This is a genomic window from Stappia sp. G46H5W (genome assembly GCF_058448995.1).
Genome location: NZ_JBZFLL010000001.1, coordinates 569,760 through 590,798, shown reverse-complemented (window position 1 = coordinate 590,798; position 21,039 = coordinate 569,760). Strand labels below are relative to the sequence as shown.

At 65.9% G+C, this 21,039-nt stretch carries 14 protein-coding genes and 2 tRNA genes; 12 read left to right on the top strand and 4 right to left on the bottom strand.

The annotated features are described in order from the left end of the window. Nucleotides 1-12 precede the first annotated feature (12 nt). On the bottom strand, nucleotides 13-822 hold the full coding sequence (locus ACVJ6E_RS02435) for an IclR family transcriptional regulator (RefSeq protein WP_120269048.1): 810 nt from the start codon (nucleotides 820-822) through the stop codon (nucleotides 13-15). 240 nt (nucleotides 823-1,062) lie between these two features. Here ACVJ6E_RS02435 and ACVJ6E_RS02430 point away from each other — a divergent pair, with 240 nt between their 5' ends. The 7 genes from ACVJ6E_RS02430 to ACVJ6E_RS02400 all read left to right on the top strand — a co-directional run bounded on the left by ACVJ6E_RS02430 (nucleotide 1,063) and on the right by ACVJ6E_RS02400 (nucleotide 10,498). After that, nucleotides 1,063-2,604: a M81 family metallopeptidase gene (locus tag ACVJ6E_RS02430; RefSeq protein ID WP_120269049.1), complete on the top strand. Its 1,542-nt coding sequence runs from the start codon at nucleotides 1,063-1,065 to the stop codon at nucleotides 2,602-2,604. Nucleotides 2,605-2,763: 159 nt separating this feature from the next. Continuing rightward, nucleotides 2,764-4,350, top strand: a complete 1,587-nt coding sequence (locus tag ACVJ6E_RS02425; protein ID WP_120269280.1) for an ABC transporter substrate-binding protein — start codon at nucleotides 2,764-2,766, stop codon at nucleotides 4,348-4,350. 239 nt (nucleotides 4,351-4,589) lie between these two features. Beyond that, complete coding sequence (locus ACVJ6E_RS02420) at nucleotides 4,590-5,531, top strand: ABC transporter permease (RefSeq protein ID WP_120269050.1); 942 nt, start codon at nucleotides 4,590-4,592, stop codon at nucleotides 5,529-5,531. A 57-nt stretch (nucleotides 5,532-5,588) separates the two neighbouring features. Continuing rightward, nucleotides 5,589-6,473, top strand: coding sequence for an ABC transporter permease (locus tag ACVJ6E_RS02415; RefSeq protein ID WP_120269051.1), 885 nt, complete (start codon nucleotides 5,589-5,591; stop codon nucleotides 6,471-6,473). A 2-nt stretch (nucleotides 6,474-6,475) separates the two neighbouring features. Further along, nucleotides 6,476-8,137 carry an ABC transporter ATP-binding protein gene (locus ACVJ6E_RS02410; RefSeq protein WP_120269052.1) on the top strand — a complete coding sequence of 554 codons (1,662 nt, stop codon included), beginning with the start codon at nucleotides 6,476-6,478 and terminating at the stop codon, nucleotides 8,135-8,137. 37 nt (nucleotides 8,138-8,174) lie between these two features. Beyond that, nucleotides 8,175-9,338, top strand: coding sequence for a M20 aminoacylase family protein (locus ACVJ6E_RS02405; protein WP_120269053.1), 1,164 nt, complete (start codon nucleotides 8,175-8,177; stop codon nucleotides 9,336-9,338). A gap of 29 nt (nucleotides 9,339-9,367) precedes the next feature. After that, complete coding sequence (locus ACVJ6E_RS02400) at nucleotides 9,368-10,498, top strand: M20/M25/M40 family metallo-hydrolase (RefSeq protein WP_120269054.1); 1,131 nt, start codon at nucleotides 9,368-9,370, stop codon at nucleotides 10,496-10,498. Between the two features lie 992 nt (nucleotides 10,499-11,490). Here the strand turns inward: ACVJ6E_RS02400 and ACVJ6E_RS02395 are convergent. Further along, the gene (locus tag ACVJ6E_RS02395) at nucleotides 11,491-12,471 is read right to left on the bottom strand and encodes a hypothetical protein (RefSeq protein ID WP_147421865.1); all 981 of its coding nucleotides are present in this window, start codon (nucleotides 12,469-12,471) and stop codon (nucleotides 11,491-11,493) included. Between the two features lie 104 nt (nucleotides 12,472-12,575). Between ACVJ6E_RS02395 and ACVJ6E_RS02390 the strand changes: the two genes are divergently transcribed. Further along, a complete protein-coding gene (locus ACVJ6E_RS02390; RefSeq protein ID WP_120269056.1) occupies nucleotides 12,576-13,505 on the top strand; it encodes a mechanosensitive ion channel family protein in 930 nt (309 codons plus the stop codon). A gap of 126 nt (nucleotides 13,506-13,631) precedes the next feature. Here the strand turns inward: ACVJ6E_RS02390 and ACVJ6E_RS02385 are convergent. Continuing rightward, a tRNA-Pro gene (locus ACVJ6E_RS02385) sits at nucleotides 13,632-13,708 on the bottom strand. 251 nt (nucleotides 13,709-13,959) lie between these two features. Here ACVJ6E_RS02385 and ACVJ6E_RS02380 point away from each other — a divergent pair. From ACVJ6E_RS02380 to ACVJ6E_RS02365, 4 genes are all read left to right on the top strand, one after another. Then, nucleotides 13,960-14,034 (top strand) — tRNA-Gln (locus ACVJ6E_RS02380). 484 nt (nucleotides 14,035-14,518) lie between these two features. Beyond that, the gene (locus ACVJ6E_RS02375; protein WP_120269057.1) at nucleotides 14,519-15,943 is read left to right on the top strand and encodes a globin-coupled sensor protein; all 1,425 of its coding nucleotides are present in this window, start codon (nucleotides 14,519-14,521) and stop codon (nucleotides 15,941-15,943) included. 902 nt (nucleotides 15,944-16,845) lie between these two features. After that, nucleotides 16,846-18,219 (top strand): YcaO-like family protein, encoded by a 1,374-nt coding sequence (locus tag ACVJ6E_RS02370; protein ID WP_120269058.1) that lies wholly within the window; start codon nucleotides 16,846-16,848, stop codon nucleotides 18,217-18,219. Between the two features lie 77 nt (nucleotides 18,220-18,296). Then, nucleotides 18,297-20,420, top strand: coding sequence for a BTAD domain-containing putative transcriptional regulator (locus tag ACVJ6E_RS02365; protein WP_120269059.1), 2,124 nt, complete (start codon nucleotides 18,297-18,299; stop codon nucleotides 20,418-20,420). A gap of 133 nt (nucleotides 20,421-20,553) precedes the next feature. Here ACVJ6E_RS02365 and ACVJ6E_RS02360 read toward each other — a convergent pair whose 3' ends face one another. Further along, complete coding sequence (locus tag ACVJ6E_RS02360) at nucleotides 20,554-20,916, bottom strand: hypothetical protein (protein ID WP_120269060.1); 363 nt, start codon at nucleotides 20,914-20,916, stop codon at nucleotides 20,554-20,556. Nucleotides 20,917-21,039 lie beyond the last annotated feature (123 nt).

Genomic DNA, 21,039 nt, shown 5'->3' with positions numbered 1-21,039 from the left:
GGGGAGGGTGCCTTACGCCCGGCTGATCGCTCGTGCGGCCGATTGCGCCAGCGGCGCGAAGCGCTGGGCAAAGTCCTCCGGCTGCCATTCCGACAGGGAGCCGGCCACATGGATCGCGGCGACCGGCCGACCGTCCGGCCCGGTGATGGCGGCGCCGATGGCGATCTCGCCCGGCACCACCTCTTCCAGCGCCAGCGCATAGCCGAGCTCCCGCGCCTCGCCCACCTTCTCGCGGATCGCTGCAGGATCGGTGATGGTCTTCGGCGTGATCTGGATGAACTGCGACCGGACGAGGATGTCGTCGACCTCCGCGTCCGGCAAAAGCGCCATGATCGCCCGTCCGCCGCTTGCACAGAATGTGGGCACGGAGTGGCCCACCAAAGTGGCGAAGAATGTCTCCCGCTTGCTCTGGTTGCGCGCGGCGTAGACCACACGCAGGTCGTCGAACAGGCTGAGGTCGACGCGCTCGCGCACGTTGCGCCGCAGCTCCAGCAGAATCGGCGTTGCCCGCTCCACCAGCGGATTGAGCCGCAGATAGTCGAGCGAATGGTCGAGCAGCCGCAGCCCCGGCACGAAGCCGCGGTCGGTCGGGTCCCGCTCGATGTAGCCCAGCTGTCGCAAGGTATGAACGAACCGTTGCGCCGTGCTCTTGCCCATGCCGGCGGCGGCGGCGATCTCGGCCAGCGTCAGCGGGGCGTCCGCCTTGTGGAAAGCCGCCATCACATCGGCGGCACGGGCAATGGAGCGGACGAACAGCGGGTCTTGCACCTGTTCGTCTGGTGTCCCGGCCTTTGGCCTGGCGCGCGGCGACCAGCTGGTCATGTCGGTCTCCCTCGAGAAACGGTCTGCTTAGAAAACAGCATTGACTCGTCAACTTCAGCATTCGTATCGTAGAAAAATAATACGATCGTATTATATTTCAATACGAACTGGAGTTCCGATGGTTCGCAGGCTGGATCGAGGTCTGAAACTCCTCTGCGTGGCACCTGAATATGGTGCCCCGCTCGCACGCGCCGCTCACGCCGCAGCGTCCTCCAGCCTCGCCATCTGCGGAGCCGTTCGATGAGCCGCCGCGTCGCCCTTGCCGGCTTCCTGCACGAGACCAACACCTTCGCGCCTTCGCTCGCCACCATGGCCGAGTTCGAACAGGGCGGCGGCTATCTGCCGCTGTCACGGGGCGAGGAGGTCATGGAGCGCTCGCCCGGCGTCAATCTCGGCATTTCCGGCGCCATCGCCCATGGCCGCGCCGCCGGCTGGAACATGGTTCCGGTTCTGTGGACCGGCGCCATTCCCTCCGCCCATGTCACGCGCGAGGCCTATGAGCGCATCGCCGGCGAGATCGTCGAGGGCATCGCGGCCGCCGGCCCGCTCGACGGCGTCTGCCTCGACCTGCACGGTGCGATGGTCGCCGAGCATCTCGACGACGGCGAGGGCGAGCTGATCGCCCGCGTGCGCAAGGTCGTCGGCCCGGATGTGCCCATTGCCGTCAGCCTCGACCTGCACGGCAACACGACGCAGCTCATGGTGGAGTCCGCAGACCTGCTGGTCGCCTTCCGCACCTATCCGCATGTCGACATGGCCGAGACCGGTCGCCGTGCGGCCGAAGGGCTGGACCGCTTGATGCAGCGCGGCAAGCCCTTTGCCCATGCGTTCCGCCAACTGCCGTTCCTCATCCCGATCCCCTGGCAGTGCACCTTCATCGAGCCGGCCCGCACCCTCTACCGGGAGCTGGAGGAGATGGAGGGCGGCGACGTCGCGAGCCTCTCCTACTGGATGGGCTTTCCGGCCGCCGACATCGCCGATTGCGGCCAGACCGTGCTGGCCTATGGCGAGACGCAGGAAGCGGCCGACCGGGCCGCCGACCGCCTGGTCGCGCGCATCATGGAGAGCGAGGCCGCCTTTGCCGGCCGGGCCTTTGCCCCGGACGAGGGCGTGCGCGAGGCCATGCGCCTTGCCAAGGACGCTACCCGCCCTGTCGTCATCGCCGATACGCAGGACAATCCCGGCGCCGGCGGCGATTCCAACACGATGGGCATGCTGAAGGCCCTGCTGCGCAATGGTGCGCAGAACGCGGCCATCGGCCTCATCATCGATCCGGCGGCCGCCCGCGCCGCGCACGAGGCCGGGGAGGGGGCGGAGATCGCCATCGCGCTCGGCGGCCAGTCGAACGTTCCCGGCGACAGCCCGCTGGAGGCGACGTTCCGCGTCGAGGCCCTGTCCGACGGATCCCTGCATGCGACCGGCCCCTACTATGGCGGCACCCGCATGAATGTCGGCCCGTCCGCGTGCCTTTCCATCGACGGGGTGCGCGTCGTGGTGGCCAGCCATAAGGCACAGATGGCCGATCTGGCGATGTACCGCTATGTTGGTATCGAACCGACACGCATGGACATCCTCGTCAACAAGAGCTCGGTGCATTTCCGAGCCGATTTCGACCCGATTGCCGAGACCGTTCTCGTCTGCACCGCCCCGGGGCCCATGCCCCTCGATCCGGCGGATCTTGCGTGGACGAAGCTGCGTCCCGGCATGCGCCTGTCGCCCGGTGGTCCGGCTTACGACCCGGACCGTGCCGCGGCGCAGATGCCGCAACCTGTGGAGGGCTGATCCGCCATCGGCGAAAGGTCTCAAGGGGTTTGCGTTGCGGAGCGGGAGGAGTTTCCGCTTCAAAAATAAAAAAGAAAATCACCTGACCAGAAAAAGGGAAGCATCATGTTGCATGACACTGTCACCACCTGTCAGCCCCGCAGCCGCAAGGGCTGGGCGATGAAGGCCCGCCACACCGTCGCCGGCCTGCTCGCCGGTGCGTTGCTGGCCGGTACCGGTCTCGTCACCCCGGCCGACGCTGCCGGCAAGACCATCACCGCGGTGATGCACTCGGGTCTGCGTGTGCTCGACCCGATCATCACGACGGCGCATATCAGCCGCAACCACGCCTACATGATCTACGACGTCCTGGTCGCGGTGGACGAGAACTTCACCCCGCGTCCGCAGATGGCCGACTGGACGGTCTCCGACGACGGCCTCGTCTACACCTTCACCCTGCGCGACGGGCTGAAGTTCCATGACGGCGCCCCGGTCACCTCTGCCGATGCCATCGCCTCGCTGACCCGCTGGGGCAAGCGCGATTCCGGCGGCCAACTGATCTTCGACATCACCGCAAGCCTCGAGGCCAAGGACGACAAGACCTTCGTCTGGACGCTGAAGAGCCCGTTCCCGGCGCTGCTCGACACGGTCGGCAAGCAGTCGGCTCTGCCGCCCTTCATCATGCCCGAGCGCGTCGCCAGCGGCCCGGCCGATGCGGCGATCACCGAATATGTCGGCTCCGGCCCCTTCGTCTTCGTCGAGGAAGAGTACCAGCCGGGCGTCTCCGTCACCTATCGCAAGTTCGAGGACTATGTTCCGCGCGACGAGCCGGCGAGCTGGATGGCCGGCGGCAAGGTGGTGAACGTCGATGAGGTCAAGTGGGTGACCATGCCGGACGCCCAGACCGCCATCAACGCGATCATGTCGGGCGAGATCGACTATATCGAGCAGGTGCAGATCGACCTTCTGCCCATCCTCGCCTCCAGCGAGGACGTGACGGTCGAGACCCGCGACGATCTCGGCTACCAGACCATCGGCCGGATGAACTTCAAGCATCCGCCCTTCGACAACAAGAAGATCCGCCAGGCCGCCCAGATGGCCCTCAGCCAGGCCGATGTCCTCGGCACGCTGATCGGCAATCCGGACTACTACACGGTTTGCGGTGCGATCTTCGGCTGCGGCACCCCGCTCGCCGACGAGTCCGGCGCCGAGACGCTGACCTCCGGCGGCGACATCGAGGGCGCCAAGAAGCTGCTCGAGGAAGCCGGCTATGACGGCACCCCGATCGTCCTGATGCAGCCGACGGATGTCGTCAGCCTCACCGCCCAGCCGGTGGTCGCGGCCCAGGCGATGCGCAATGCCGGCTTCAACGTCGACATGCAGCCGATGGACTGGCAGACGCTCGTGACGCGTCGCGCCAGCCAGGCCAAGCCGTCCGAGGGCGGCTGGAACATCTTCTTCACCAACTGGCTGGTGCCGGAGATCAACTCGCCGCTCATCAGCCCGATGCTGAACGGGCGCGGCGACAACGCCTGGTTCGGCTGGCCGACCGACGAGACGATGGAGGCCCTGAAGGCCGAGTTCATCGCCGCCGATACGCCGGAGAAGCAGAAGGAAGTGGCGGTCAAGATCCAGAAGCACACTCTGGACAACGTCCTCTACATCCCGCTCGGCCAGTACGCCTCGCCGCAGGCGCGCAGCAACAAGCTGACCGACATGCTGCCCTCGCCGGTTCCGGTCTTCTGGAACGTCAAGAAGGCGGACTGATCGGGTCCTGAGATCCGCCGCCCGGCCCTTGCGGGCCGGGCGGACGGCTCGCAAGATCTCGTGAAGCGCGTCTTTTCGAACAGACGCAGGCTGCGATCCCCGATGCGGACCGGCAATGCCGGCCCGCGCCCCCGTCCCGTGGGCGCGCCGATTATGGCGTGAAGCGGTGGGCCCTCGCACCTCGACGTCCGGCGGAACAAGCGGTTCCGCGCAACCAGGTCCAGGAGCAGCAACCCGCGATGCTAGGCTATATCCTGCGGCGCATCCTCGCCGTCATCCCGGTGATGATCATCGTCGCCGTCTTCGTCTTCCTGCTGTTGCGGCTGACGCCGGGCGATCCGGCGGCGATCATCGCCGGCGACATGGCAACGCCCGCCCAGCTGGAGCGTATCCGCACCTCGCTCGGTCTGTCCGAGCCCCTTCATGTCCAGTTCGTCACCTGGGTCGGGTTGTTGCTGCAGGGCGACCTCGGCACCTCGCTGATCTCCAACACGGCGGTCACGACGATGATCGGCCAGCGCATCTGGCCGACGATCAACATCGCCATCATGACCATCCTGCTGTCGGTGGCGATTGCCGTGCCGATGGGCGTGCTCGCCGCCTGGCGGCACCGCACCTGGGCCGACTACGCGGTGATGAGCTTTTCGGTGCTCGGCTTCTCGATCCCCGTTTTCGTCATCGGCTACATCTTCATCCAGGTCTTCTCGATCGAGCTGCGCTGGCTGCCGGTGCAGGGATACGCCGCCCCGTCCGACGATTTCGGCCGCTTCCTCGCAAGGGCGATCCTCCCGTGCCTGACGCTGGCGACGATCTATGTGGCGCTGATCGCCCGCATGACCCGCGCCTCCATGCTGGAAGTGCTCGGCGAGGACTATATCCGCACCGCCCGCGCCAAGGGCGTGACCGAGCGCATCGTCCTGTTCCGCCATGCGCTGCGCAACGCGGCCGTGCCGATCATGACCATCATCGGCACCGGCTTCGCGCTGCTGATCGGCGGCGTCGTGGTGACCGAGAGCGTGTTCAACATCCCCGGCATTGGCCGGCTCACGGTCGATGCGATCCTTGCCCGCGACTATCCCGTCATCCAGGCGATGATCCTGCTGACCAGCGGTCTCTATGTTTTCATCAACCTGCTGATCGACCTGTCCTACACCCTGTTCGACCCGAGGATCCGCTACTGATGGCCCGCCCGTTCCAGGACCTTGCGTCCCTTGCCCAGAGGAAAAGGAGGGCGCGCGATGCAGGCTGACCCGCAACCCGCCTCCCGCATGCAGTGGCTGTTCGGGGCCATCGCCCTGCCGGCCGGCTGGCGCCTCGGCGCCGGACCCGTGATCGCCGCCATCGTGCTCGTGGTGATCGCCGCCTCGGCGCTGCTCGCGCCCGTCATCGTCCCGCACGATCCCATGACCATGGACGCCGTCCAGCGGCTCAAGGGACCGAGCGAGATGTATCCGCTCGGCACCGATGCCTATGGCCGCGACGTGCTTTCGCGCGTCGTCACCGGCGGCCGCATCTCGCTGCTCATCGGCGTCGGCGCCGCCGTCGTCAGCGTGCTGATCGGCCTGATGATCGGCCTCGTCTCCGGCTTCTTCCGCACCGCCGATGCCATCATCATGCGCGTGATGGACAGTCTGATGGCGATCCCCTCGATCCTGCTTGCCATCGCGCTGGTCGCGCTCAACGGGCCGAGCATCTGGTCGGTCATGGCGGCCATCACGATCCCGGAGATCCCGCGCGTGGTGCGCCTGGTGCGCTCCGTCGTGCTGTCGGCGCGCGAGGAGCCCTATGTCGAGGCGGCCATCGCCCTCGGCTCCTCCATGCCCAAGATCCTGTGGCAGCACCTGATGCCCAACACGCTGGCACCGCTGACCGTGCAGGGCACCTATATCTGCGCCTCCGCCATTCTCACCGAGGCGATCCTCTCCTTCCTCGGCGCGGGCGTTTCCACCGAGATCCCGACCTGGGGCAACATCATGGCCGAGGGCCGCGTCTACTTCCAGCTCAAGCCCTCGCTGATCTTCTGGCCGGGCCTGATGCTGTCGCTGTGCATCCTGTCCATCAACCTGCTCGGCGACACGGCCCGCGACGTGCTCGATCCGCGCCTGAAGAAGCGGGAGGCCTGACCATGCTGTTCAAGACCCGCACATTCGACGAGGCTCCGAACGTCCTCACCATCACCGACCTGACGGTGCGCCTTGCCGGCAATGCGTCCGCGCAGCCGATCCTCGACGGCATCTCGCTGCAGATCCGCGAGGGCGAGACGGTCTGTCTCGTCGGCGAGAGCGGCTCGGGCAAGTCGGTGACCTCGCTCGCCGTCATGGGGCTGCTGCCCAAGGGCGCGCTCGAGGTGACCGGCGGCCGCATCGAGCTGGAGGGCCGCAACCTCCTGGAGTTCTCGCCCCAGGCGATGCGCCAGATGCGCGCCAGCAAGATCTCGATGATCTTCCAGGAGCCGATGACGGCGCTCAACCCGGTTATGCGCGTCGGCGCCCAGATCGAGGAAGTGCTGGACACCCATGCCAAGCTTCCAGCGCGGGAGAAGAAGGCCCGCGTCCTGGACATCATGAACCAGGTGCACCTGCCGGACGTGGAGCGCATCTATCGCTCCTATCCGCACCAGCTGTCGGGCGGCCAGCGCCAGCGCATCATGATCGCCATGGCGCTGATCCTGGAGCCGAAGCTGCTGATCGCCGACGAGCCGACCACCGCGCTCGACGTCACCACCCAGCAGCAGATCCTCAGCCTGATCGCCGAGCTGCAGGAAAAGCACGGCACGGCGGTGCTGTTCATCACCCACGACATGGGCGTGGTGGCGGAGATCGCCGACACCGTCCACGTCATGCAGTTCGGCAAGCTTGTCGAGCATGCGCCGGTGGAGGAGCTGCTGCGCCGGCCCAGGGAAGACTACACCCGCCGCCTGCTGAAATCGGTGCCGAGCCTGACCCCGCGCGCCGCCCGTCCCGTGCCGGAGGGCGCTCCGGTGATCTCCGTCGACGGGCTGCAGAAGGTCTACGGCTCGCACGGCGTCTTCCGGAAGAGCAAGGAGACGCTCGCCGCCAGCGAGGTCTCCTTCACCATCGCCAAGGGCCGCACGCTCGGCATCGTCGGCGAGAGCGGGTCGGGCAAGTCGACCGTGGCGCGCTGCGTGATGCGGCTGATCGATCCGACCGACGGCACCATCCGCGTTGCCGAGAAGGAGATCGCCAAGTTGTCGCGGCGCGAGCTGCGGCCGCTCCGGCGGCACATCCAGATCGTCTTCCAGGACCCGTTCCGCTCGCTCAATCCGCGCTGGACCATCGGCCGCAGCCTCATCGAAGGGCCGCTGAACCTTGGCACCGACAGGGACGCGGCGATGGCGAGAGCCCGCGAGCTGCTGAAGCTGGTCGGCCTGCCGGACGATGCCGTCGACCGCTACCCGCACCAGTTCTCGGGCGGTCAGCGCCAGCGCATCGCCATTGCCCGCGCCATTGCCATGGAGCCGGACGTGCTGGTTGCCGACGAGGCGGTCTCCGCCCTCGACGTGTCGGTGCAGGCGCAGGTGCTGGAGCTGCTGGATGAGCTCCAGTCGAAGCTCGGCATCGCCATTCTCTTCATCACCCACGACCTGCGCGTCGCCGCGCAGATCTGCGACGAGGTGGTGGTCATGCAGCATGGCCGCGTCGTCGAGCATGACGCCGCCGAAAGGGTCCTTGCCGACCCCAAGCATCCCTACACCCGTGCCCTCATCGAGGCTGCCCCCGGCCGCGCCTGGGACTTCGCCAATTTCCGCGAGCTGCGGACGGCCTGATCCCACGCGCCAACAACGATACCTGGAGGATTTCGAAATGCCCGTATTGCCGCAGATCGCCGGTTATGCCGACGAACTCACCGCCATCCGCCGCGACTTCCACGAGCACCCGGAGATCGGGTTCCAGGAGGTCCGCACCTCCGGCATCGTCGCCGAACTCCTGCGCAAGTGGGGCGTCGACGAGGTCCATACCGGCATCGGCAAGACCGGTGTCGTTGGCATCATCAAGGGCAACGGCGAGGGCGGACGCACGGTCGGCCTGCGCGCCGACATGGACGCCCTGCCGATGGACGAACTGACCAACCTGCCGTATGCGTCCAAGAACCCGGGCGCCTTCCACGGCTGCGGCCACGACAGCCACACCGCCATGCTGCTGGGCGCGGCGCGCTATCTCGCCTCCACCCGCAACTTCTCCGGCACGGCGGTGATGATCTTCCAGCCGGCGGAGGAGGGGCTGGGCGGTGCCCGCGCCATGCTCGCCGACGGCCTGTTCGAGCGCTTCCCCTGCGACGAGATCTACGGGATGCACAACAACCCGCTCGCTCCGCCGGAAGAGTTCGGCATCAAGCCGGGACCGGCGATGGCGGGGGCCACCTTCTTCGACATCACCATCAACGGTGTCGGCAGCCACGGCGCCATGCCGCACCATTCGCGCGATCCGATCGTCATCGCCAGCGCCCTGGTGCAGAACCTGCAGACCATCGTCAGCCGCAATGTCGAGGCGACGGAGCCGGCGGTGTTCTCCGTCACCCAGATCCATTCCGGCTCGGCCTACAACGTGGTGCCGGACAAGGCGGTGATCTCGGGCACCATCCGCTACTTCTCCGACCATGTGCGCGACGTCATCCACCAGCGTGCGGAAAAGATCTGCGCCGGCTTCGCCGAGGCTTACGACGTCGAGATCATCGCCGACCTGCGTCCGACCTTCGACGTGCTGATGAACGATGCCGATCTGGCCGAGGCCTATCGTGAGGCGGCGGGCGAGATCGTCGGCGCGGCCAAGGCGACGGTCACCAAGGACCTGATGACCGGCAGCGAGGACTTTGCCGACATGCTCAAGGTGGTTCCGGGCGCCTATTGCACCCTCGGCCACAAGGGCGACGTGCCGGTCCACAATCCCGGCTTCCTGCTCGATGACGACATGCTGCCGGTCGGCGCCAGCATCATGGCCCGCATCGTCGAAAAGCGCATGCCGCTCTGACGCCCCGCAACCGTTTCAGGAACCTTCCCATGAGCTATCTCGACCTTCCGTTCGACACGGACACGATGCTTGCCGGCCTCAAGCCCTGGATCGAGTGCGAAAGCCCGACCTACGATGCCGCCGCCGTCGACCGGATGATGGACCTTGCCGCCTATGATCTTGCCGCCGTCGGCGCCGAGATCGAGCGCATCCCCGGCCGCATGGGCTTCGGTGGATCCTTGCGTGCGCGCCTGCCGCACAAGGACTTCGGCAAGCCCGGCATCCTCGTCTCCGGCCATCTCGACACCGTCCATCCCGTCGGCACGCTGGAAAAGAACCCCTGGCGCGTCGAGGACGGGCGCTGCTACGGCCCCGGCATCCAGGACATGAAGGGCGGCAACTTCGTCACCGTCGAGGTGCTGCGCCAGCTCGCGCTTGCCGGCATCGAGACGCCGCTGCCGATCACCGTCCTGTTCACGCCGGACGAGGAGGTCGGCACCCCCTCGACCCGCGAGCTGATCGAGATGGAAGCGCGCAAGAACAAGTATGTTCTGGTGCCCGAGCCCGCCCATCATGACGGCTCCGCCGTCACCGGGCGCTTCGCCATCGCCCGCTTCAACGTCAAGACTTACGGCCGGCCGAGCCATGCCGGCTGGGCGCTGAAGGACGGCCGTTCGGCGATTGCCGCCATGGCCCGCAAGATCCTCGAGATCGAGGCCATGACCACGGAAGACTGCACCTTCTCCGTCGGCGTCATCCATGCCGGCCAGTGGGTCAACTGCGTGTCCTCCTCCTGCGAGGCGCAGGTCCTGTCCATGGCCAAGCGCCAGCACGACCTCGACGAGGGCGTGAAGCGCATGCTGGCGCTGAACGGCGAGGAGAACGACGTGGTGATCGAGGTGACGCGTGGCGTCACCCGGCCGGTCTGGGAGCCGGACGAGGGCACGCTCGCCGTCTACGAGACCGCTCGCGGCATCGCCGGCGAGCTCGGCTTCGACCTTACCCATTGCAGCGCCGGCGGCGGCTCGGACGGCAACTTCACCGGCGCGCTCGGCATCCCGACGCTCGACTCCATCGGCGTGCGCGGCGCGGGCCTGCATACGCTCAACGAGCATATCGAGGTCGACAGCCTCGTGGAGCGTGCACGGCTCATCGCCGGCCTGTTCCTCAAGCTGAAGTAACCGCGCGGCCGTCCTGAAGCTGAAGGTGCCGAGGCCCCTTCCGGGTCGGAAGGAGCTCGGCCCCTCCCTCAAGCTTCAGCACCCCACCACGACCCACCGGCGCAGCGGTCACCGCCCCTGCGCCGGTTTTGTCTTCAGGCCTCTCTTGTCCTCGCGCGGGCCTGAGCGGGCTAGGGGAGGGGCGCACAGACTTGCCTCCCCACCGAGGTCACCCCGGCCAAGCGCAGCGCCGAGCCGGGGCCCATTGGCTGCCAGAGCGGTTGCGAGGGCACGTCCGCGCGAGCCCCCCGCACAGGGTGTCATCCCGGTTTCGGCGCAGCCGAAGACCGGGATCCAGTAACCCCGAACGGCGGTAGCTGCCGCCCTCGCACCACCCTCTCGTTTCGTCATCCCGGGCAAGCGCAGTGCGACCCGGGACCGGAGAACCGAGGGCCTTGCGAAGGTACTCTGGACCAACCCCGCACCCACGGAGGGAGGGGCTGGAGCGCATGAGCTACGCTGCCACCGTCCTCCGTATCGCTCCCGCTCAGGGTGCCAATGGGTCCCGGCTCTCCGGCTTCGCCTGCGGCCGGGATGACCTCGGAGGAAGAGCAGCCGGGATGACCTCCGAGGAAGAGCAGCCGGGATGACGGCCTGTGAGAGTGGCAACGGCCCACATCCTCTCTGCCGTCACCCCGGCCAAGCGAAGCGCGAGCCGGGGCCCATTGGCTGCCAGAGCGGTTGCGAGGGCACGCTGGCGCGAACTCCACGCACAGAGTGTCATCCCGGTTTCGGCGCAGCTGAAGACCGGGATCCAGTAACCCCGAACGGCCGCGACTGAATCCTCGGCGCTGCCGCCCGAACGCCGGTGGTCGCCGCCCGAACGGCGGTGGCTGCCGCCCTCGCACCACCCCTATGCCGTCACCCCGGGCAAGCGCAGCGCGACCCGGGGCCCATTGGTTCCCAGAGCGGTGGCAACAACGTGCGGGCGGAGCCTCGGGCTTCTGATCGTGTCAGGGCTGAGCGCCCTGCTTGCCGCAGGGCTGGACGACGATGTCGTAAGCCTCTCTCATGCGCGAGATATCGAATGATGCCTCGATGAGGACGGTGTCCTTGTCGCGCAGGAGCACGTCAAGCGTCCGGCCCCCGACAACCTGATCCAGGAAGGGCTTGGCCGTTTCGGCGTCCAGGAGGCCGAAGGTACGCTTGCTTTCAAGAGCGGACATGGACACGGAGTGAGGCGGCCCCCCGTCGATCCTGTACGTCACCTCGGCGGCATCTGCGTCGAAAACCCTGTCGCGCCCGAACCACAAGCTTAGCCTGTCCATGATACAGGCCATGACGAACACTGTGGGCTCGCCGCTTTCGGGCTTGCTCCATAGCACTCCTGACGTGATCACGGTCTCGGTCTGGTTCGGCCCGCCATCGATCTTCCATTCCGCGCTTGTGGTGCTGCCTGTCTGCGCGCTGGCCGCGCCTATCGTGAGTGCCAGCGCGGCGAGTGCCATTCCCGGTTTTTGCATCATGTGTCCTTGTTCCACCTCAGTTTGGATCTCAGCACATCGGCACGTTGCTCGTCCATGTTTCCAGCTCTGCTCGCGGGAGCGGCTGGGATGTGCGCTGTGCCGGGTATCCGTTTCTTTCGCCTCCTGTTCGGGTTTTACTTCTTCCGGCAGGTTTTCAGTGCCGGCGAACACTTTTGTCGCAGGTGCGATGTCCTTGATCTTTTTGGTTTTAATGCCTAGATCAGGCTCATGTCTGAAGCAGTTCTGAAATCTTTGTTCGGGTTCGTCCGGGAGACACATGTGTTTCCCGGAGCAGAACCGTATTGAGCCAAGCTTCAAGACGTTCTTGCTCCGGGTCTCCTTCACGGTTTCCCAAGTTCGCGCGGCCGCCGGCCGCGCCCGGAGAGCAAGATGTCCAGAAGAATACAGCCCCTCATCTGTTTCCATTGCCGGCAGGAATCGCCGCGCGCCGCCGCCCGCTGTCTGCATTGCCAGCAGCCGCTTCTCCCGTCTGACAGGGCCCTTCAGTCGCGCCTGATGCTGCGCTCGGCGCGCCTGCGCGCAGCAGGGCCCGAGACGGCGGCGTATCGCAAATGAGCCGGGTGTCGGATGCGGTGCTACGGGTGATGTGGCCGGGCCTGAGCACGGCCGCCTTCGTTGCCGCCCACTTGCTGCACCAGCCGCTTTTCGAGCTGTTGGGGTTGGGCCTGCCGGCCAGGGCCATCTTTGTCCTGACGGGAGGCGCGGCCTATTTCTCTGCTGCCTGGCTGGGCGGACGGCTTGCCGGGTTGGCGCTGGAGCGGACCGGCTCCCGTCGGCGCCGGGTGCCGAAACTGCTGCCCGAGCTCGTTTCCGCGGCACTGTTTCTGGCAGCCGGCATCGCGACGGTGATGCTGGTGGTCGGACAGAGCCTGAGCGGCGCGCTGGCCGGCTCCGGCCTTGTCATCGCGGTTCTGGGCTTTGCGCTGCGCAACACGCTGGCGGACGTCTTCTCCGGCATTGCGGTTGGCGTCGAGGCGCCGTACCGGATCGGCGATTGGGTGGCCATCGACGACCTGACCAATGGCCGGGTGATCGAGATCGGCTGGCGCACCACGCGGCTGTCGACGCGGGACGACACCTATGTGATCCTGCCCAACAGCCAGATCGCGCGCCAGAAGCTGGTCAATTACAGCGCGCCCAACCGGACCTATCGGACCCGCGTTCAGGTCGTTCTCGACCACGGCATTCCGGTTCTCGATGCCAAGGTTCTGCTGGCCGAGGCGGCGGCGCGTGCCGGGATCATCGTCGCGATGCCGGCGCCCGACGTGCGGGTCGCCTCCTACGACGTGGACGGCATCCGCTACCATGTGCGCTTCTGGGTGCCGAGCTTCGCCGATGATGTGGATTGCCGGGATGCGGTGTTCACGCAGATCGACACCGCCTTGCGTGAAAGGGGGCTGCCCCTGCCGGTCGGCGGGCTGCGGCTGCTTGGCCCGCAGCCGGAGGCGTCGGCAGAGCCGCGCGCGGTTGCCGTGTCCTGAGGAAGGATCGGGTCGCGGATCCGCTTGCCCAGGCGGCTGCGTGCGCTGTCTGGAGCCTTGCCGAAGCAAAAGCCGATCGCCCCCGGACCGGGGCTGCGGCAATTCAACTGTGTATCTGAGTTTGAATGGTCGGAGTGGCAGGATTTGAACCTGCGACCCCCTCGTCCCGAACGAGGTGCGCTACCAGGCTGCGCTACACTCCGAACCTTCGTCCCGCCGGCTGGGCCAGTCGGGTGGAGAGCGATTTTCCGGGCCGGGAGACCGGCGCTCATCCGTGGTGTGGCGGGTTCATATCACCGGCAATCGGGCTCCGCAACCCTGTGCGTGAAAGGTTTTTCTTCCTGCCTGTGGATGACGGCGGGCGGGGCGGATTTAAGCTGTGCGCGCGGCTTCGCGGGCCTAAGGCGCTGCTTGCGCGGCGCGGGCGCGCTCGCTATACAGGCGGCCTGCGATTTGGGGCGTAGCCAAGCGGTAAGGCAGCGGTTTTTGGTACCGCCATGCGCAGGTTCGAATCCTGCCGCCCCAGCCAGCTTTTCAGCTCGTTGCATCAATCTGCCGGGCTCCGCGTGATTACCCCTGTTCGAATCGTTCGGCGTGATCATACGATCTCCTGCATGAGCGGGGATAACGTCCCGAGCGCGTTCGTCGGTCGTGCCTCTTGCGGGAATTGCGGCGGTTGCGGAGGCTGATGCAAAATTTCGGGTTTTTGAGACCGGATTTTGCAAAATCCTTCTCGAATTTCTGTCGGTTGTATCGCGCGGAGCGCTGCGTTCATTGCAAGTCAATTTTCGCGTATCCGGATTTTCTTCCGTAGAGATACGTGAAATTTCGGATGTCAAACCCGATCATGATGATTCGTTTTTGCGAAACGTCTTTAGATATGTCGGGAAAACTTCCAATCACCCAAAGTAGTATCCGTATTTATTCGGTGAAATTAGTGCTCTGTAAACTGAATCGAGTCATCCTTTTTAACGCGTCGGGGGTTTTTTGGCGTGAAATCGAAAGGATGACCCATGTCGGGAGCGGCAAGCAGGTATTCGGGAACGCGCCTGGAGTTCGCACGGATAGATGAAGCAACCAGGAAGACCTTGCGGGACCTTTGGACCGTGGTCGAGCCCAACCTGGATGGTATTCTTGCCGGATTCTACAAGCATCTCGTAATGGAGCCCTCGCTCAGGGAGCTCCTGGGGAACCGTCAGGCGGCCCTGGAGTCTGCTCAGAAGACGCACTGGCAGCGCCTGTTCAGTGCGAAATTTGACGAAGACTACGAAAGCAGTATCAACCGGATCGGCCGCGCGCATAGCCGCATCGGCCTGGAGCCGCGCTGGTACATCGCCGGATATCAGTTTGTTCTCAACGAGTTGACCGCCGTGGTGCTGAAGCGGCACCGCTTCTCGGTCACCAAGGCGCAGGGCGCTTTGCAGGCGCTCAACAAGGCCGTCCTGCTGGATCTCGACTACGCCATCTCCACCTATCAGCAGATCCTGATGGAAGAGCAGGAGGCGCGCACCCGCTGTCTGTCCGAGGCGATCGACCGCTTCAAGGACAAGGTCGAGGCCTCGCTGGCCACCGTCGACAAGGCGGCCGACACGATGCAGAAGCGCGCCGACACGCTGTCGTCGGTCGCCGGCGCTGCGTCCCATGAGGCCATTTCCGCCTCCGCCGCATCCGAGCAGACCTCCACCAGCGTCCAGACGGTCGCCTCGGCGGCCGAGGAACTGGCCAGTTCCATCGAAGAGATCGCCCGGCAGGTCACCGGTGCGTCCGATGTCGCGCGTCGCGCGAATGTGGTCACCGACAGCGCCTCGCGCGAGGTCGGCCTGCTCTCGGTCACGGCCCAGAAGATCGGCGACGTCATCGGCCTGATCCAGGCGATTGCCGAACAGACCAACCTGCTGGCGCTCAATGCCACCATCGAGGCGGCCCGGGCTGGTGATGCGGGGCGGGGCTTTGCCATCGTCGCGCAGGAAGTCAAGAATCTCGCTGGCCAGACCTCCAGGGCGACGGAAGACATCGCTCAGCAGATCGCCGAGATACAGAGTGCGACGACGCGGGCGGTCGACACGATCAGCTCCATCGCCTCGACCGTCGGCGAGATCGACACGCTGACGGCGACGATTGCCGCTGCGATCGAGGAGCAGGGCGCGGCGACCCGCGAGATCTCGATGAATGTTCAGCACGCAGCCCAGGGCACGGTCACCTTGACCCGCAATGTGACCGGCGTGACCGCGGCCATCGACAAGACGGAAGATGCCGCGCGCGACTTCCTGGTCGTCTCTGGAGACCTGCGCGGCCAGTCCGACCAGATCTCCGGGCAGATCCGCGATTTCTTCAGCGAAATCCGCCAGACGACCGAAAGCGGTGCCGCCAAGGGCAAGCACACGGCAGCATCGGGGGCGGGCTCCGGCCGGGCGGCCGATACACGCCGCTACGCCTAATCGGCCCGGCCTGCGGGGCGCCAGATCGGCACAGGGGCAGGGCGCTCCTGTCGCCGAGGGATGCAAACCGCACTCGAACGGATTGGCAAGCAGACCTGATTGAAACGAAGGTGCCCGCCCGTCCTCGGGCAGGCGCGAACGGCTTCGACTGAGACGAAACCGACCGTCCGTGGACAGGCGCGAATGGCCCCGACTGAAACGAAACCGCCCATTCGCGTGCAGGCGCGAACGGGCGGGAACGTTTGAAAGCCCTGGACTAGGTCTTCTCGTATATTTTGTGCCGCCAGGCCTAATAACTTTGACGCCAAGGCGTCGTTGAAAATCACGATGCCGGTTCGGATCCGGCAGGAGTTCTCTCAATTCCGGCCTGCGATCTGCGCTCCGGCGGCCCCTTGAGGCCGGTCTTGACTGCCCAGTCTCCCGATCGGGGCCGAAAACTGGCCAAGGTCGGGAAAAGCGGGCCGGATCGTCCTGCGACCCGGCCCCAGTTAGGTCACGTGCGATCCGCAGCCTGAAAAGCTCCGGGCGGCCCGCTGTGACTTGTGACGTCCGTCCGGCAGGGCGAACTGCCGTTCCGGGCCGCGCCGAAGGCGCGTCGGAGAGAGGTCACAAGGGCACTCGTCAAACTCGATTCCGTCAATTCCACCCGAAGTCGGCCGGCGGTTACGCGGATCCTCCCACGGGCCCGCAACCTCTATGTCCGGTCCCGCATCACGCGCCCGCACGGCCATCAACCGGGTGGCATGGAATTCCGCCCGAATACCGGTAAAGCCGGCTGCGCGAACCCCCATCCAATTGATTTTCCGATACAACACCAGCTAGCGTTATCTCTGCGTGATTTTTCCGCAAAGGGCGTGAAGCGACGGAGCGGAAGCGACCAAACGAAAGTCGGGGGCTGACACATGCGGGAGGAGACCCGTCGGGCACTGGCCCTTGCGGCCGAACACCTGGAGAGACGCGATGACCTGCCCGACCCCTCGGGACCGGCTGGTCATTTCCTCGCCTATCTGGCGGAAGGCGCAACGGAAGGCTTGTCCGGCGACCGTGACCTTGCCCGCCTGATCGGCGTTGCCGCCCGCCTGGAGCGCCTGTTCGAATTGTCCCTTCCGGATGCCCCGGGCCTCTATTGCTTCGGAGCCGAGGTGGTGCCGAGCGTTTTCGGGGCGGCCATGGGCGCTCGCGGCTCCGTGTCCGGCGTCGGTGAGACACGGCTTGAGGCGTTTCGCGCCTGTGTCGGCGAAGCGGTCGAGTATCTCTCGCAGTTCGAACCTGCGCCGGCCGCGCCTTTCGAGCCGCGCGAAGGCGCGGAGACGCCTTTGGCCGACCAGGACTTCTGGAGCGAGGCGGAGAGCCTTGCGCTCGGTCTGGTGCCGTCACAGGAGCCGAGCGATGCAAGCGGCGGGCGCCTGCGTGCGCTGGATGAGCATGTCGTGGCCGCCGACCTCACAACCGGGCGACAGGGCCCGCTTCCGGCCGAGCTGTGCTGGCGCCGGCGCGACCGCGATGCGCTGCCGTTCGCCAGAGGGCTTGGCGTTGCCGCCGGCCGCAGCTTTCGCGAGGCCTGCCGGCATGCGGCGCTGGAATGGATCGAACGCGACGCGGTCGCCCTGTGGTGGCGCGGCGGCCGCCGCGGGCGGGCCATCCCTGTCGAAACGCTGTGTGCTCCTGCTGTCGCCGGCCGGATCTCCCGTTGGCGAGGCGGAAGCGAGGCGCGGCTCAGTTGGTTCCTCGATCTCACCGGCGATCTCGGCGTGCCGGTGGTTGCGGCTCTGTCCGTCGACCGGCAGGGCAAGCGCTTCGCCTATGGCTTTGCAGCCCGGCAGAACCTGTCCTCGGCCCTGCTTGCCGCGTTCACCGAGCTGGCGCAGGTGGAACTGGCCGATCGGGTGGTGGACGCCAAGCTCGCCGAGGCGGACGAGAAGCGGCTGAACGACACGGATCGGTTGCACCTTGCCCGGCGCAGTCTCGTGAAGCCCGACTGGGAGGCGCTGCAGCCGGCCGAAGCGCCGGCATCCGGCAGCCGGCAGGGCAGTGGAAATGCGGATGGTCCCCCCGAAAGTTTCGGGGATATTGAGCCGCTTTCAGCTCTCGCCAAACGAAATTTTCGTGCAGTGGCAATTGACCTTACCCGTGTCGATCCGGGTATAAGCGTTGTACGCGTGCTGGTTCCGGGATTGCAACCTGATCCGGCCGCGCTGGTCACGTCGCGGCTCGAGCGGCAGCGGGCACTCCATTCCTCAGCCGGTTTTCCCGGTGATCGTGTCCGGCTCTACTGAATGCCTTTTCTTTCAAACCTTTTCCAGAATTCGGGGTGTGGGAAAACGGGGCGAGATCCTGCGGGATCTGGCGTGGCATGCAGGGGCGGAGTGACGTGGAGGACATAGGCAATCGCGAGGTCGCGGAACACGGGCAGGGCGCCGGCTCTGGACGCTCCCGTCTTCACGTTGCCGTATTGGGCGTGCCGCGTTTCCTGGTCGACGGCAAGCCGGTTGCGTTCCGCTCACGCAAGGCGGAGGGCCTGCTGGTCCGCCTGTGCCTGACCAGCGACGGCCGTCTGTCCCGTGAAATGGCCGCCAACCTGTTCTGGCAGGACAGTTCCGAACATCACTCCCGCTCGTCGTTGCGTCAGACGCTGCTGATCCTGCGCCGGGCGCTGGAGGATGCCGGGTTCGACGGTCTAGACAGCGACAAGATGAACATCTGGCTGGATCTTGGCCGGGTCACGCTCGACATGGAGGAACTCGCCGGCGATGGGGGCGAGGTTCCGGCGCGGCTGCTGGTCGAAAAGCGCCTGTCCGAGCGACTCTTCGAAGGCGGAGAGATGCTGGCCGAGCCCTTCCACAACTGGCTGCGCCTGCGCCGTCAGCAGCTCCACGACCAGTTGCGGGCGCTGCTGGAGCCTATGGTGCGCCTCGACAGCGGCAACTGGAAGCGGATGGAGCAGGCGGCCGTGGCACTGCTCAATCTCGACCCGACCCACGAGCCGGCCTGCCGTGCCTTCATCACCGCCCGTGCAGTGCAGGGCGACTATACGGGCGCATTGCGGGCCTACGAGGACCTTTGGAACGTGCTGGAGGACGAGTTCGACACTCAGCCTTCCAACGAGACCCAATCGCTGATCGTCGATATCAAGCTCGGCAAGTTTTCCGACTGGCTGCGCCGCGAGCGCATGCGGCTCGCCGAGGAAGCCGCTCAGCGCGCTCCCGCCTCGCCTGCGGTCGAAAAGGTGGACGGCAACCGCTCGCCGGTGGTGGTCCAGCATGTCAATCCGGTGATCGTGGTCGACCAGATCCTTCAGATCACCGAAGCGCATGAAGACATTCGACTGGCCAAGGTGTTCCGCCACGACCTGATTTCGCGTCTCGTCCGCTTTCGCGAGTGGTCCGTCGCCGACGAGGTGACGGAAGAGCTGTCGCGCTCCGCGGCGCCCATCTACCGGGTGTCGATCAGCGCCATGCGGGCCGAACGTTCAGTATCCTATTCCGTGACGGTGAAGAACTCGCGCACCAACGCCTATGTCTGGGGGCGGAACTCGGCCGTTGATATCGGCGAGCTGTTCGCCCGCCAGTCGATGTTGGTCGCCGAGATCGCCATGGCGATGAACGTCAACATCTCGGCCGAGCGGCTGGCCAACATGTCGCGCATCCCGGATGCGTCGCTGGACCAGTATGACCGCCTGCTGATGGGCCAGAGGCTCCATTACACCTGGAAGATCGAGGACTCCCATCGCGCCGAGGCGATCCTGGACCGGCTGATCGAGGACAATCCCCGCTTCGGCCCTGCCTATTCGAGCCTGGCGCAGATCATCAATTCCCGCCACATCGTTTTTCCCGGCCAGGCGCAGACGCCAGAGACGCTCGAGCGCTCCGCCGGGCTGGCGCGCATGGCGCTGGCGCTCGATCCCTTCGACTCGCGCGGCTATCTGTGTGCCGCCTGGACGCTGGCGCTGCAGCGGCGCTTCGAGCAGGCGGAGGCGCAGCACCGCCAGGCTCTGGAGCTCAACGACAACGACCCCTGGACGGCGTTGTCCGCCGCACACGGGCTTGCCTATTACGGGCATCGCCAGGAAGCTCTGGCCATCGCCTATCGCCACCGCGAGAACGGCCTGCTGACCTCACCCCTGCACTGGAGCTATTTCGTCGGCATCACCTGCCTGTGCGGCGACCATGCGGCCTCCATCGCGGCTTTTCGCTATCTCAGCGATGGCTATCTCGGCGTCGAGGCCTGGTATGTCGCCGCGCTCGCGCTGACCGGCGAGGAAGAGGAAGCCCGCGCCCAGGCGAGCCATCTCAAGCAGCGGGTGACTGACCGCTGGGTGCTGCCGCAGCCGCCGGATGATGACGATATCGCCCGCTGGATCGGCAATTGCTTCCCGATCTCCTCGCCGCGCACCTGGGACGAGATCCATCAAGGCTTGTCGTCCGCCGGGATCGTGTTGCCGGCCGATCTTGCTCCCGAGGGCGCCACCCGCCGGTGAGCCAATGCCGGGCGCTGGACGAGCGGCGGCAGTTTGCGGCCAACGTGAAAAAGGGCCGCGAAACATCGCGGCGAGCATGAAAAAGGGCCGCGAAACACCGCGGCCCTCCGAACTCTCCTGAAGGCGAAAAACCTTAGGTGCATACGGCAATCGTGTAGTCGGCAACGCGACTGAGATAGAAGTCGTGCTCGTTCATCTCGTCCTTGCGGGCGTAGAAATCCGGCAGCGGATAGGCCTTCGCCGATACATCCCCGTATTTGGCCAGCGACTCTTCGGTCATGCGCCGCGGCGGCAGGCGAAGGAGCAGGACTTCCTCGCAGGCCTGGATCATTTGCAGGGCCTTGTAGGTATCGGGAATCGTGGCGATGCCCTTGGTGGCCTGCTTCAGGGCTTCCAGCGTCTCCGGCCAAGGCTTCGCGCCCGTGGCGTATTCGGTGATCAGCTGGCCGAACGCCTGGTAATCGTGGATCTCGACCTTTTTGAGTTCGTCAGTCATGTATTGCCCCATAAAATATGTTGGCTAAGGAAAACGCCAGTTGGCCGCTCCCGTCTTCCTTCCGCGATAAAGCTGCCCCTTCGACGAAAGACCGGGCTTTTGAAAAATTACTTTGCGGCGCAC

Bases quoted from the DNA above. Each gene is read 5' to 3' on its own strand.
- ACVJ6E_RS02435 (WP_120269048.1), bottom strand. From the start codon at position 822: ATGACCAGCTGGTCGCCGCGCGCCAGGCCAAAGGCCGGGACACCAGAC.
- ACVJ6E_RS02430 (WP_120269049.1), top strand. From the start codon at position 1,063: ATGAGCCGCCGCGTCGCCCTTGCCGGCTTCCTGCACGAGACCAACACC.
- ACVJ6E_RS02425 (WP_120269280.1), top strand. From the start codon at position 2,764: ATGAAGGCCCGCCACACCGTCGCCGGCCTGCTCGCCGGTGCGTTGCTG.
- ACVJ6E_RS02420 (WP_120269050.1), top strand. From the start codon at position 4,590: ATGCTAGGCTATATCCTGCGGCGCATCCTCGCCGTCATCCCGGTGATG.
- ACVJ6E_RS02415 (WP_120269051.1), top strand. From the start codon at position 5,589: ATGCAGGCTGACCCGCAACCCGCCTCCCGCATGCAGTGGCTGTTCGGG.
- ACVJ6E_RS02410 (WP_120269052.1), top strand. From the start codon at position 6,476: ATGCTGTTCAAGACCCGCACATTCGACGAGGCTCCGAACGTCCTCACC.
- ACVJ6E_RS02405 (WP_120269053.1), top strand. From the start codon at position 8,175: ATGCCCGTATTGCCGCAGATCGCCGGTTATGCCGACGAACTCACCGCC.
- ACVJ6E_RS02400 (WP_120269054.1), top strand. From the start codon at position 9,368: ATGAGCTATCTCGACCTTCCGTTCGACACGGACACGATGCTTGCCGGC.
- ACVJ6E_RS02395 (WP_147421865.1), bottom strand. From the start codon at position 12,471: ATGCAGACAGCGGGCGGCGGCGCGCGGCGATTCCTGCCGGCAATGGAA.
- ACVJ6E_RS02390 (WP_120269056.1), top strand. From the start codon at position 12,576: ATGAGCCGGGTGTCGGATGCGGTGCTACGGGTGATGTGGCCGGGCCTG.
- ACVJ6E_RS02375 (WP_120269057.1), top strand. From the start codon at position 14,519: ATGTCGGGAGCGGCAAGCAGGTATTCGGGAACGCGCCTGGAGTTCGCA.
- ACVJ6E_RS02370 (WP_120269058.1), top strand. From the start codon at position 16,846: ATGCGGGAGGAGACCCGTCGGGCACTGGCCCTTGCGGCCGAACACCTG.
- ACVJ6E_RS02365 (WP_120269059.1), top strand. From the start codon at position 18,297: ATGCAGGGGCGGAGTGACGTGGAGGACATAGGCAATCGCGAGGTCGCG.
- ACVJ6E_RS02360 (WP_120269060.1), bottom strand. From the start codon at position 20,916: ATGACTGACGAACTCAAAAAGGTCGAGATCCACGATTACCAGGCGTTC.